An 11,896-nucleotide genomic window follows, 5' to 3' on the forward strand; every position below is an offset into this window, starting at 1 on the left:
TCAGGTGGTGGTCACAAAGGATAGAATCTCAGAACGGCGACAAGAAGCCCCGCCTGCGCCAGAAACAACCCGATCATGTATTTGAGGAGGTCGGACCTGACCCCGGCGATCTCCAGCTTCAGCTCGGACCTGAGATCGGCGATCTCTGTCCTCACCTCTGCAAGGTCGGTCTTGGTGGCGAGGCGCGAAGTATCGGCGGCGGTCAGCCCCTCGACAATCGCCTCGGCAAGACAAGACAACCCGGCTCCAGCTCACCTGTTTGGTTCCTGACAGCCAGCAATACCCGAAAACAAATGAAAGACGACGACACGGTGTTCGTATATCACACCGTGTTCGTATATCACACCAACACTCCTCCTTAAGGCCTAATCTTAAGGAGTGGTAGTTAGCATATCGTTAAGAACACTAAGATTCTGGTAAATTTCTTGCCAGCCTACCGCCGCAGTTCGCCGCCGCAATTCTTGCCGACAATCTTCACGATCTCGGATGAAATGGCGTCGATCTCGGCCTCAGTCAGCGTCGCTTTTGTCGGCGTCAGGGTGATTGTGACGGCAATCGATTTTCTGCCCTCACCGATATTCGCCCCCTCATACAGGTCGAAGACCCGCAGGTCGGTCAATAACGGACCGGCCCCCGATTTCACCGCCTTCATCAGATCACCGGCGGTAACGTCAGAATCGATGATGAAGGCAAAATCGCGGGTCACCGGCTGGTAGACCGACAGCGACAGAAGCTGGCGCGCCGGCCCCTTGGATTTTGGCATCGGCACGTCGTCGACATGGATCTCGAACCCGACCGCGCGGCCGCGAAGACCATAGGTCTCGGCCACGGACGGGTGGATCTCACCGAAACTTGCCAGCACGGTGTGGCCCTGAACCAGCCTGCCAACCCGGCCCGGATGATACCAGTCGGGGATGGCGTCCAGCTGTTTCGGGCCATGCACCTGCACCCCGGCAAGCTTGATGCCCAGGGCCGCCAGCGCCGCCTCGGCATCGGCGCGGGCATCGAACACATCCACCTGGCGCATCGCACCATGCCATTCACGCGGCGCGGTGCTGCCATGACGAAGACCGGTGGTGGCGGTGCGCTGGTCCCCGGGCGCATCGCCAAGAAAGACCGGCCCGACCTCGAACATCGCGGCATCGGATTCACCCCGGTCCTGGTTGCGCGCCGCGGCGGCCAGAAGGTTTGGCAGGATTGACGGCCGCATCACCGACAGATCGGCACTGATCGGATTGACCAGCGTCAATGCCGCGCTGCCACCCCCGAAACGAACGGCGTCCGCCTCGGACAGGAACGAGAATGTGACAGCTTCCATCAGCCCGCGACCGGCCAGCGTGCGCCGCAGACGGAACAGGCGTGCCTGCGCCGGACTCAGCGACGGTTTGGCCACCACCTCGTCACGCGGCAGATGTTCCATCGGCAGATGGTCAAACCCGCGGATACGCGCGATTTCCTCGACCAGATCGGCACTGCCGTCGATATCGCCGCGCCATGGCGGCGGGGCGACATCGAACCCGCCCTCAACAGCGCTGACCGTAAAGCCGAGCGATTCGAGGATGCGCTGCTGCTCATCCGCCGCGACAACCATGCCTGACAGCGCCTCGACCTTGCCGGATGCTAGAAAGATGGTGCGCTGCCACGCAACACCGGCACCGGCTGTTACCGGCACCGATGCCTCGCCGCCACAGATCTCGGTGACCATACGGGCAACATGACCGGCGGCCCAGATCGGGCCTTCGGAATCCAGCCCGCGTTCGAAGCGATAGCGGGCATCGGAATTCAAATTCAGCTTGCGTCCTGTCGTCGCCACCGAAATCGGGTCAAAGATCGCGATTTCGAGGAACATGTCGGTTGTGGTATCACTGACGCCGGTGCGCTCACCGCCCATCACGCCGGCAAGATCATCCACACCGCCGGCATCACCGATGGTGATCATGCCGGGCTGCATCTCGTAGGTTTTCTCGTTCAGCGCGGCGAACGGCTCGCCGCCCTGTGCCTGGCGCACGATCAGCTCGCCACCCTCGATCTTCGCCGTATCATAGGCATGAAGCGGACGACCAAGGTCGAACATCACATAGTTTGTGATATCGACAAGGGCGCTGATTGGACGCTGGCCAATCGCCGTCAGGCGGCGCGCCATCCAGTCCGGGCTTGGCCTGTTGCTGACACCGCGGAAGGCAATGCCGGTAATCAGCGGACACAGATGTTCGGCCCCTTCAAGGTCGAGCCGCCATGTCACCGGGCTGTCGAACCCGCCCTCATGCGGGCTGGTATCGAGCGGTTTCAGCGTGCCATATCCGGCAGCCGCAAGATCGCGCGCCACACCGCGAACGCCAAGACAGTCGGCGCGGTTCGGCGTGATCGCGATCTCGATCACCGGATCGTCAAGACCGGCAAAGGCGGCAAAGCTTTCGCCAAGGGGCGCATCGGCGGCAAGTTCGATGATGCCGTCATGCTCGTCCGAGATCATCATCTCGCGTTCCGAACACAGCATGCCATTGGAGTCCTGCCCCCGGATGCTGCCGGCCTTCAGTTCCAGTTCGATCCCCGGCACCCAGGCCCCGACCGGCGCGAACACGCCCTTCATGCCGGCGCGGGCATTCGGCGCGCCGCAGACGACCTGAACCGGATCGCCACTGCCGGTATTGACCATACAGACCCGCAGCCGGTCGGCATCGGGGTGCTGTTCGGCCGAAATCACCTCGGCAATGGTAAAGGGGGCCAGACGCCGGGTCGGGTCATCGAAGCTTTCCACCTCAAGGCCAAGCATCGGCAGCGCATCGAGAATTTCGGCCAGCGAGCGGTCGGTCTCGAGATGGTCAAACAACCAGTCACGGGTGAATTTCATCAGACGCTCCCCCCGGCAAGGCCGGCATGAACCGACGGCGCGTCAAACGGCAGGAATCCATAATGCCGCATCCAGCGCAGATCACTGTCATAAAAGGTCCGCAGATCGGGAATGCCGTATTTCAGCATCGCAATCCGCTCGATCCCCATGCCAAAGGCAAAACCCTGATATTTTTCCGGGTCATAGCCGCAATTCGCCAGCACCCGCGGATTGACCATTCCCGATCCGAGAATTTCCAGCCAGTCGTCACCGGCGCCGATCTTCAGGCCGCCCCCGTCGCGGGTACAGCCAATATCAACCTCGGCCGACGGCTCGGTGAAGGGAAAATAGCTTGGCCGGAAACGCACCGGCAGATCATCGACACCAAAGAAGGCACGGCAGAAATCAATCAGACAGCCCTTGAGATGCCCCATGTGGATTCCGTCACCGATCACCAGCCCTTCGCATTGATGGAACATCGGCGAATGCGTGGCGTCATGGTCGGAGCGATAGGTGCGGCCCGGCACGATGATCCGGATCGGCGGTTCGGCCGCCTCCATCGTGCGGATCTGTACCGGCGAGGTGTGGGTGCGCAGCACCTTGCGCTTTGCCTCGGCATCCGGCGGCAGATAGAAGGTATCATGTTCCTGGCGCGCCGGATGTTCCTCTGGAATGTTCAGCGCGGTGAAATTGTAATAGTCGGATTCAATGTCCGGCCCTTCGGCAACGGTGAAACCCATCTCGGCAAAGATCGCGACAACCTCTTCAATGGTGCGCGACAGCGGATGCAGCCGTGCCTCGGTCTCCGGGCGGGATGGCAGGCTGACATCGACAGCCTCGGCAGCGAGACGCTGGTCGAGGGCGGCGCGTGACAGCATGTCCTGACGGCTTTCGATGGCGGCAGCGATCCGGTCCTTGACCGCATTCAGCGCCTGACCGGCGGTCTTGCGCTGTTCAGGGTCCATACCGCCGAGTTCGCGCATCATCAGCGATACGCGGCCCTTCTTGCCAAGCGCGTCGATGCGTATCGCCTCGAGCGTCTCAAGCGATGACGCGGCCTCGATACAGGCCAGGATTTCCGAAGTCAGATTGTCGAGATTCTGCATGCTGCCCGTCCTGCCATCGACCCGATTGAAAGACCCGATTGAAAGATAAAGGGCTGCCGCTCCGGACCACCGGACCGCAAGGCTGCGGATCAGTGGTCTAGGCGACAGCCCCGGTTTGGTGTCGGATGATGTCCTGGACTATGCCGCCGCGCGCGATTTTTCAACCAGCGCGGCAAAGGCTGCCGGCTGGTTGACCGCGAGGTCGGCAAGCATCTTGCGATCGACCTCGATGCCGGCCTTGATCAGACCGCCCATCATCTGCGAATAGGTCAGGCCATGAATCCGGGCCGCGGCATTGATCCGTTGGATCCACAGAGCACGGAATTCACGCTTGCGGGTGCGGCGGTCGCGATAGGCATATTGCCGTGCCTTGTCGACAGCCTGGGTTGCGGTGCGAAATGTGTTCTTGCGGCGTCCGTAATACCCTTTCGCCGCCTTGATCACCTTGGCGTGGCGGGCGTGGGTTGTGGTGCCTCTTTTGACTCGTGCCATATCCCGTCTCCCTTACGCGTATGGAAGGAATTTTTTGACGATGCGCGCATCGGCGTCGCACAGGATCATCGTCCCGCGGGCCTGGCGCTTCATCTTCTGGGAACGGCGGCGCAGGTTGTGGCTCAGGAACGCCGCAGACCCACGGACCCTGCCGCTGGCTGTCAGGCGGAAGCGTTTCTTCGCTCCGCTCTTGGTCTTCATCTTGGGCATTTTGACCTCTTTCGTCTTGCAAGGTGGCCACCATGACGTTCGCGCGCGAATGCCGCCTTGCGGCGACTGGTGGCAATATGCCGGCCGGGCATGCCCGATTTTCAACCATATGGTCTTTCACATGGTCTTTCAGGCCCGGACGCGACGTGACATGCGCGAAGCGGTGGTTATAGGGCCAGGCGCGGCATGAATCAAGTGCTGGTTTGGCCCTGGTCCCTTGGCGGAATCTCTTTTGTCAGGCCAAGCGCCTTCTGGAACTCTGTGAACGGAATCTGCAAGGACCAGTCCGTGATTTCGTTCAGCTTCTTCGCCCCACCCGGAAGAAGCCCGCCATTTTCTCTTTCAAAGCTTACATTCACGACATTCTTGCCAAGATTTTTCACCTGCTGGACTGCCGGGACGTAATCCTGGTCTCCGGACACAATGACCGCCGTGTCATAAATCGGCGCGCGCAAAACCATGGCCAGAGCCAAATTCACATCCACGGTCTTTTCCTGGCCGAATTTCTTGTCAAACAGTCGATAGGTAATTTCGCCCGAGCGGCAGAATTCTATCGCCCGATATTTTTCCGCAATTTCATTCTGTCGATGATGGTTGGACTTAAAAACATTCTCCACCCAACCTTTAAGCCCCCTTAAATCGTTGGTGACCTTATACAACATTCTGAGCCTTTCGCCGTCCAAGCCAGACCGTAATTGTCTTTTGTCTGAATTTTGAATCACCTTGCTGGATTGAATAGCGTTTGCGTTTATCTCCAACCATTCCAATTGCTGGGTGTCTGTCATACCCCGATAAATTAGCGGTGGATGACAATACACATTTTCCGATACAAACCAGTAGGTTCGAACACGTTTTACTTGCGCTTCGAAAACCGATTGGCGCGCCAAGGTATCATACCAATCATCCCATTTGGCATTGATTGGTATGTATTCAGACGGATCAAAGAATCGCGGTGAAAATAACTTGTTAATTGTGAAACGAAGATCCTCGCCGTCTACAAAAATGCAGACGCGGTTTTCCATTGTTTTTCACTAACACATAAACTGAGCGGGCGGGCCTTAGTAAACCAAGACCCGCCCTTCATTAGCAGCCAAGAATACCCTGGTCCGCTTAACTGAGACTCAAATATAGGTGTGTTTACCACCTAGTCAATATATTGACTCTACCGCGGGGCCAGCACCATCACCATCTGGCGGCCTTCCATCTTTGGCATCGCCTCGACCTTGGCGAATTCCTCGGTCTCTTCACGAACCCGCGCCAGAACGTTTGCGCCAAGCTCCTGGTGGGCCATTTCACGACCCCGGAATCGCAAGGTCACCTTCACCTTGTCGCCCCCACTCAGGAACTTTGTCATATTCCGCATCTTCACCTGGTAATCATGCTCGTCGATATTCGGACGGAACTTGATTTCCTTGACTTCGATGGTTTTCTGCTTCTTGCGGGCTTCGTTGGCGCGTTTCTGCGCTTCATATTTATATTTGCCGTAATCAAGGATCTTGCAGACGGGCGGTTCGGCATTTGGCTGCACCTCGACAAGGTCGAGGCCGAAATCCTCGGCCTTGGCAAGAGCTTCCCTTGTATCGAGAATACCCAGCTGGTTGCCATCCGGGTCGATGCAGCGCACCTGCGGCACTCTGATCGCGCCGTTGATGCGTGGGCCGTCCTGCACGGGCGGCACATTAGAATGGGGACGAGCTATTTACCTTCTCCTGTCATCCACAATGCCTCTTTCGAGGCGCCAAATATCAGCCGAACGTGACGCCATGCGCCGCGTTGCAACGACTAGATATCAAAAACTGGCTGTTTTGCCTAGTCACTAAGCAGGGATCGCCAAAGATGCGTCAAGACGCTCTGCCACCGGCCCGGCGCGCCAGATCGGGTGGCAGACTTTCCCCCCTCAGCATCGCCAGCGCCTCGTCCCGGTCGATCACCTGCTGGTCGTTTGATCCCAGACGACGCAGGGCGACCGTGCCGGCCTCGGCCTCGCGGCCCCCGACGGCCAGAATATACGGCACTTTCATGACACTGTGTTCACGCACCTTGTAGCTGATCTTCTCGTTCCGGAGATCGCTTTCGGCCCGCAATCCCAACTCGCGTGCCGCATCCACGACCTGCTCGGCATAGTCGTTCGCCCCGTCGGTGATCGAGGCAACCACCACCTGCACCGGCGCCAGCCAGGGCGGCATGCGACCGGAATATTGTTCGATGATGATACCGATCCAGCGTTCCAGCGATCCCAGAATGGCACGGTGAAGCATTACCGGCCGGCGGCGTTCCCCGTTATCCGCGACATATTCGGCATCGAGCCGGTCCGGCAGCACGAAATCAACCTGCAGGGTGCCACATTGCCAGTCACGGCCAATGGCATCGCGCAGCACGAATTCCAGCTTCGGCCCATAGAACGCGCCCTCGCCCGGGTTCAGGGTCGTTTCAAGCTTGGCCGCTTCGCAGGCATCTGTCAGCGCGGATTCGGCGCGGTCCCAGACATCATCCTCGCCGGCCCTCACCTCGGGACGGTCGGAAAATTTCACGCGGACATCATCGAACCCGAAATCCGCATAGATCGATTGCAGCAACTCGCAGAACCGAACGGATTCAGCCGTGATCTGATCCTCGGTACAGAAGATATGCGCGTCATCCTGGGTAAAGGCACGCACCCGCATGATCCCGTGCAGCGCACCCGACGGTTCATTGCGATGGCATGACCCGAATTCCGCCATACGCAGCGGCAGGTCGCGATAGGATTTGATGCCCTGGCGGAAAATCTGCACATGGCAGGGACAGTTCATGGGCTTCAGCGCCAGCGTACGGTCATCTTCGGCCTCGGCAGTGAACATGTTCTCGCGGAACTTGTCCCAGTGCCCCGACGCCTCCCACAGCGCCCGGTCGACAAGCTGCGGCGTCCTGACCTCCTCATAGCCGCCGGCATCGAGCCGCCGACGCATATAGGTCTCGATCTCGCGATAGATGGTCCAGCCATTTGGATGCCAGAACACCGATCCCACCGCTTCCTCCTGCAGATGGAAGAAATTCAGCTGCTTGCCAAGTTTGCGGTGATCGCGCTTTTCGGCCTCTTCCAGCATGTGCAGATAGGCGTTCAGTTCCTTTTCGGTGCGCCACGCGGTGCCATAGATACGCTGCAGCATGGGACGGTTGGAATCGCCGCGCCAATAGGCACCGGCAACGCTCATCAACTTGAACGCATGACCAAGCTTGCCGGTCGAGGCAAGGTGCGGGCCCCGACACAGATCGATGAAATCGCCCTGCTTATAGAAGGTGACCGTCTCGCCCTGGGGGATTGTCTCGACCAGCTCGACCTTGAACGGTTCATCATTCTTCCGATAGAAGGCGACCGCCTCGTCGCGTGTCCAGACATTGCGGATGATCGCCTCGTCGCGGTCGACAATGTCATGCATCCGGGTCTCGATTGCCGCCAGATCATCCTCGGTAAAGGCCGCCTCGCGGTGGAAATCATAGTAGAAGCCGTTCTCGATCGACGGACCAATCGTGACCTGGGTTTCGGGATACAGCTCAAGAACCGCCTCGGCCATGACATGCGCCGCATCATGCCGGATGGTCGCCAGAATGGCGTCGTCCCTGGCGGTCAGCAGCGCCAGCGAGGCGTCATGTTCAATCTCGCGACTCAGATCCCATTCCTGACCGTCGACAATGGCCAGCAGTGCCGCCTTGGCAAGGCCGGGGCCGATATCGGCCGCGATGGTTGCCGGCGCAACAGGCGCGTCATAGCTACGGGTGGATCCATCGGGTAGGGTTACGGTTGGCATGGCTGGCTGTGGTCCTGGCTATCAACACTGTCAAAACAAACAGGCCGCCGGTAACGACGCCTGTTGCGCAACCTAGCTTCTGGCTGCCGGAAACTCAAGCGTGCTGGTCACTGGCATGCTGGTGACCGGCCTGCTGGTGACCGGATTTTGTTTCCAGATGCCGGGCTTTCAACAGGCGCGCATAGATGGTGATGGTGCTTTTGCACATTCGGTGGGTCGAGAAGTTGGCCTCTATATGCTGCCGGGTCTCGACCGCCATGGCACGGCGCTGGCTGGCGGTGACATCAAGCGCCTTGCCAAGACATTCGGCAAGACTGTCGATATCGACCGGCGTGGCAAGCCATCCGGTGTTGCCATGCATGATGGATTCCGCCGCGCCGCCATGATCGAACGCCACGACCAGCCGTCCCATCGCCTGCGCTTCAAGCGAGACCCGGCCAAACGGCTCCGGCGTGACAGATGGCATGGCAACGATGTCCGCCGCCATCAGTGCGGCGGGCATGTCATCGACGCTGTGCGTCAGCCGGAACCGGCCTTCCAGACCAAGCTTCATGCCAAGCTCGGTCAGACGGTCGACAAAGGCGCGCTTGCCATCGGCGGCACCGACAAGAACACAGTTGAATTTGCGGTCGGAAATGCGGGCCAGCGCCTTCAGCAGAACCTCGTGCCCTTTCCAGGCTGTCGGCCGTGCGGGCAGCATGATCACCGGCTCGTCCTCGGGAAGCGCAATCGCGTCGACGAATCGGATGATCCGAGACTGCGACACCGACGCCGGGTCGAACATCTCGACATCGACGCCGCGATGTACAACCGACAGCGTCTTGCCGCGGTCACCGAACTGGCGCTCGATCTGATGACGGACATAGTTCGAAATGGCAATGACATGGTCGGTTGCCAGCATTCTGGCATTCACCATCCGCTTCAGGACATTGCTGTTCTGGAACCGGCCATGCACGGTGCTGACGGTGATCAGGCCGAGCGATCTGGCCGCCGGCAAAGCAATACAGGCCGGCACGCGCGAACGGACATGCACAATATCCGCCCCCTCGGATACCAGCACCCGGCGCAGCCGCCGCCGCGTCGCCCGCCAGCCAAGCGGGTTTTTGCTGGCAACGGCAAGCGTGTGATGCGTTGCGCCAATCCGGTCAAGGTGACGAACCAGCGGCCCGCCTTCGGAAATCACCACGGCGCGCCCACCGGCATCGATGATGGCCTTGGCCATTTCGATCGTGCCCCGTTCCACACCGCCGCGCACAAGTGCCGGCAGCACCTGAACAATGACAGGGCCGTTGCCGTCCCGGCTGTGTGTCTTGACGAAGCGGGCATTCCGCGCGTTAGTGGTCATTGGCGTCTCCGTGCTGGGGTCATAGCATTGCGCCACCGGAAATTCGAGAGGACTTTTCAGGAGTGAATGATGCCCGACTTTTCGCCGCCGGACTATCTGCAACTTGCAACAGGCGAGACACTTGCCTATCGGCGAACCGCCGGGTCATCACCGGGGGTGGTGTTCCTGTGCGGGCATGGGTCGGACATGGAGGGCACAAAGGCGCTGGAGGCTGAATCATGGGCTGTCGACCACGGGCACGCCTGCCTTCGATTCGACTATCGCGGGCACGGCCTGTCGAGCGGGGCCTTTCTTGACGGCAACATCTCCAGCTGGACCGATGACTGTCTGGCGGCGCTCGACGAGCTGACGGACGGTCCGCAAATTCTGGTTGGATCGTCACTTGGTGGCTGGCTGATGCTGAACGTCGCCCTTGCACGGCCACACCGGGTTGCCGGCCTTGTCGGGATTGCCGCCGCGCCCGACTTTACCGAGGATCTGCTGTGGCAGGAATTCGATGAAGCCCAACGACGGCAGATCGAGGTCGACGGCGTGATTGCGCTGCCAAACCCCTATTCGGACGAACCGGTCAGATATCCCTGGCATCTGATCACCGACGGCCGACAGAACCTGCGGCTGCGCGGTAATCTTGACATCACTGCGCCGGTGCATCTTCTGCACGGGATGCAGGATGAAGAGGTGCCGTGGCAGACCGCTGGCAACATTGCCACGGCGCTGACAGGCAGCGATGTCGAGATAACGCTGGTCAAGGCTGCCGGGCACCGTTTTTCCGAACCGGATCAGCTTGCCCTGCTTCGCGGTGCGCTTGACCGGATGGCGGCGCGCCAGCCGACGGCCTAGAAATCGAGATCGGTATAATGCGGCGAAGGTGCCAGCCCGGCGACAACATCCTCAAGCAGGTCGCGAAACGCCGGCCGTGATTTGATTTTCGCATACCAGAGCCTGGCCTCGGGATGCCTGTCCCAATTGATATCGCCAAAATAATCGGTCACCGACAGATGCGCGGCCGCGCTGAGGTCGGCAAGCGAGATCGCCTTGCCGGCAAGCCAGTTTCCCTGTTCGGCAAGCCAGTCGATGTAATCGAGATGGATGTGAAGATTGGTCATCGCAGCGCGCATTACCTCCGACGAGGGGTTGCCCCGCGAGGTCACGCGTTTCAGATATCTCTCATTGAGCAGCGGCGCCCCGACCTCGACAACGAATTTGCGTTCAAACCAGTCCGTCAGCCGCCGGATCTCGGCACGCTCGCTCGCGGTTCCCCAGATCAGCCGCCCGTCATCATCCCCGGTTTCCTCAAGATATTCCGCAATGACCATGCAGCCGCACAGCACGTCGCCATCTTCGGTCACCAGCACCGGCACATCCCCGGCCGGATTCAGCGACAGAAAATCCTCATGACGATCCCAGGGAGATTCCAGCTTTGGAAGGTAAACAGCGCGCCGCTCGGCAAGCACAAGCCTGACGGTCCGTGACGCGCCATAGAGAGGGTGATGATGCAGAACGCGCATGGACACACAACCGTTAAAGAATTGAAAACAAGGAAAAGACTAGCCGGGAAGCGGTCTGACAGCAAGGGGGGCCGCTGGCAATGCGGCCAATGCGCCGGCCTTCAGTTCGTAGAATTGCAGCCGTTCAGGCTCGATGAAGCCCGGCCAGTCCAGACCATAGGGCGCGGCCGGCACAAACCCGAACCGGGGATAGTAATCGACCTCGCCCGACACGAGGATCAGCGGCCAGTCGCCCTTGGCAGCGCGCTCCAGCCCGGCATTGACCAGCGCCCGCCCAAAGCCGCGACCACGAAGCTCCGGACGTACCGCAAGCGGCCCGAACAGCAGAATGACCTGCGATCCCAGCATCACTTCCCAGAACCGCAACGATCCGACTGTGACGGTGCCGTCACGGATCACAAGGCACAGGGACGGCACCGGCGGGCCGGGCCGCAGGGTCCAGACCGACCGGTCATGACGCTGCGGGCCGAACGCCTCGGCCATCAGGGCCTCAATCGCCGGAAGATCCTGGTCTGTCTGTACGGAAATGTCTGACATTGCATCCGATTACCGGAAATCACCGGGGCCGGCAACCATTTGGCGCGTCGGTCATGCGGACGGCCGGACCGGGGTGATCTGCC

12 protein-coding genes are annotated in these 11,896 nt (G+C 60.1%); 1 reads left to right on the top strand and 11 read right to left on the bottom strand.

The features are described 5' to 3' along the window. Positions 1-11: 11 nt before the first annotated feature. The 9 genes from AB3X55_07960 to AB3X55_08000 form a co-directional block, all read right to left on the bottom strand. Positions 12-239 (bottom strand): hypothetical protein, encoded by a 228-nt coding sequence (locus AB3X55_07960; GenBank protein ID MEX0503516.1) that lies wholly within the window; start codon positions 237-239, stop codon positions 12-14. Positions 240-433: 194 nt separating this feature from the next. After that, a complete protein-coding gene (gene pheT, locus AB3X55_07965; GenBank protein ID MEX0503517.1) occupies positions 434-2,851 on the bottom strand; it encodes a phenylalanine--tRNA ligase subunit beta in 2,418 nt (805 codons plus the stop codon). Next, positions 2,851-3,936 carry a phenylalanine--tRNA ligase subunit alpha gene (pheS, locus tag AB3X55_07970; GenBank protein ID MEX0503518.1) on the bottom strand — a complete coding sequence of 362 codons (1,086 nt, stop codon included), beginning with the start codon at positions 3,934-3,936 and terminating at the stop codon, positions 2,851-2,853. The genes pheT and pheS overlap by 1 nt, the downstream gene beginning before the upstream one ends. Positions 3,937-4,074: 138 nt before the next feature. After that, entirely contained in the window at positions 4,075-4,428 is a 354-nt protein-coding gene (gene rplT / locus AB3X55_07975; protein ID MEX0503519.1) for a 50S ribosomal protein L20, read from the bottom strand. A gap of 12 nt (positions 4,429-4,440) precedes the next feature. Continuing rightward, positions 4,441-4,638, bottom strand: coding sequence for a 50S ribosomal protein L35 (gene rpmI / locus AB3X55_07980; protein MEX0503520.1), 198 nt, complete (start codon positions 4,636-4,638; stop codon positions 4,441-4,443). Between the two features lie 191 nt (positions 4,639-4,829). Beyond that, on the bottom strand, positions 4,830-5,660 hold the full coding sequence (locus AB3X55_07985) for an NYN domain-containing protein (protein MEX0503521.1): 831 nt from the start codon (positions 5,658-5,660) through the stop codon (positions 4,830-4,832). 140 nt (positions 5,661-5,800) lie between these two features. After that, entirely contained in the window at positions 5,801-6,316 is a 516-nt protein-coding gene (gene infC / locus AB3X55_07990; protein ID MEX0503522.1) for a translation initiation factor IF-3, read from the bottom strand. Positions 6,317-6,479: 163 nt separating this feature from the next. Further along, the gene (gene thrS, locus AB3X55_07995) at positions 6,480-8,423 is read right to left on the bottom strand and encodes a threonine--tRNA ligase (GenBank protein ID MEX0503523.1); all 1,944 of its coding nucleotides are present in this window, start codon (positions 8,421-8,423) and stop codon (positions 6,480-6,482) included. Positions 8,424-8,517: 94 nt separating this feature from the next. Further along, entirely contained in the window at positions 8,518-9,768 is a 1,251-nt protein-coding gene (locus AB3X55_08000; protein MEX0503524.1) for a glycosyltransferase family 4 protein, read from the bottom strand. A gap of 66 nt (positions 9,769-9,834) precedes the next feature. Here AB3X55_08000 and AB3X55_08005 point away from each other — a divergent pair, with 66 nt between their 5' ends. After that, entirely contained in the window at positions 9,835-10,608 is a 774-nt protein-coding gene (locus tag AB3X55_08005) for an alpha/beta fold hydrolase (GenBank protein MEX0503525.1), read from the top strand. Here AB3X55_08005 and AB3X55_08010 read toward each other — a convergent pair. Next, a complete protein-coding gene (locus tag AB3X55_08010) occupies positions 10,605-11,276 on the bottom strand; it encodes a glutathione S-transferase family protein (GenBank protein ID MEX0503526.1) in 672 nt (223 codons plus the stop codon). The genes AB3X55_08005 and AB3X55_08010 overlap by 4 nt on opposite strands. A 39-nt stretch (positions 11,277-11,315) precedes the next feature. Beyond that, on the bottom strand, positions 11,316-11,813 hold the full coding sequence (locus AB3X55_08015) for a GNAT family N-acetyltransferase (protein MEX0503527.1): 498 nt from the start codon (positions 11,811-11,813) through the stop codon (positions 11,316-11,318). Positions 11,814-11,896 lie beyond the last annotated feature (83 nt).

It is taken from the genome of Alphaproteobacteria bacterium LSUCC0719 (assembly GCA_040839025.1).
Classification (GTDB): domain Bacteria; phylum Pseudomonadota; class Alphaproteobacteria; order Puniceispirillales; family Puniceispirillaceae; genus UBA8309.

Coding starts and splice junctions, on each gene's coding strand:
- pheT (MEX0503517.1), bottom strand. CDS start 2,851: ATGAAATTCACCCGTGACTGGTTGTTTGACCATCTCGAGACCGACCGC.
- pheS (MEX0503518.1), bottom strand. CDS start 3,936: ATGCAGAATCTCGACAATCTGACTTCGGAAATCCTGGCCTGTATCGAG.
- rplT (MEX0503519.1), bottom strand. CDS start 4,428: ATGGCACGAGTCAAAAGAGGCACCACAACCCACGCCCGCCACGCCAAG.
- rpmI (MEX0503520.1), bottom strand. CDS start 4,638: ATGCCCAAGATGAAGACCAAGAGCGGAGCGAAGAAACGCTTCCGCCTG.
- AB3X55_07985 (MEX0503521.1), bottom strand. CDS start 5,660: ATGGAAAACCGCGTCTGCATTTTTGTAGACGGCGAGGATCTTCGTTTC.
- thrS (MEX0503523.1), bottom strand. CDS start 8,423: ATGCCAACCGTAACCCTACCCGATGGATCCACCCGTAGCTATGACGCG.
- AB3X55_08000 (MEX0503524.1), bottom strand. CDS start 9,768: ATGACCACTAACGCGCGGAATGCCCGCTTCGTCAAGACACACAGCCGG.
- AB3X55_08005 (MEX0503525.1), top strand. CDS start 9,835: ATGATGCCCGACTTTTCGCCGCCGGACTATCTGCAACTTGCAACAGGC.
- AB3X55_08010 (MEX0503526.1), bottom strand. CDS start 11,276: ATGCGCGTTCTGCATCATCACCCTCTCTATGGCGCGTCACGGACCGTC.
- AB3X55_08015 (MEX0503527.1), bottom strand. CDS start 11,813: ATGTCAGACATTTCCGTACAGACAGACCAGGATCTTCCGGCGATTGAG.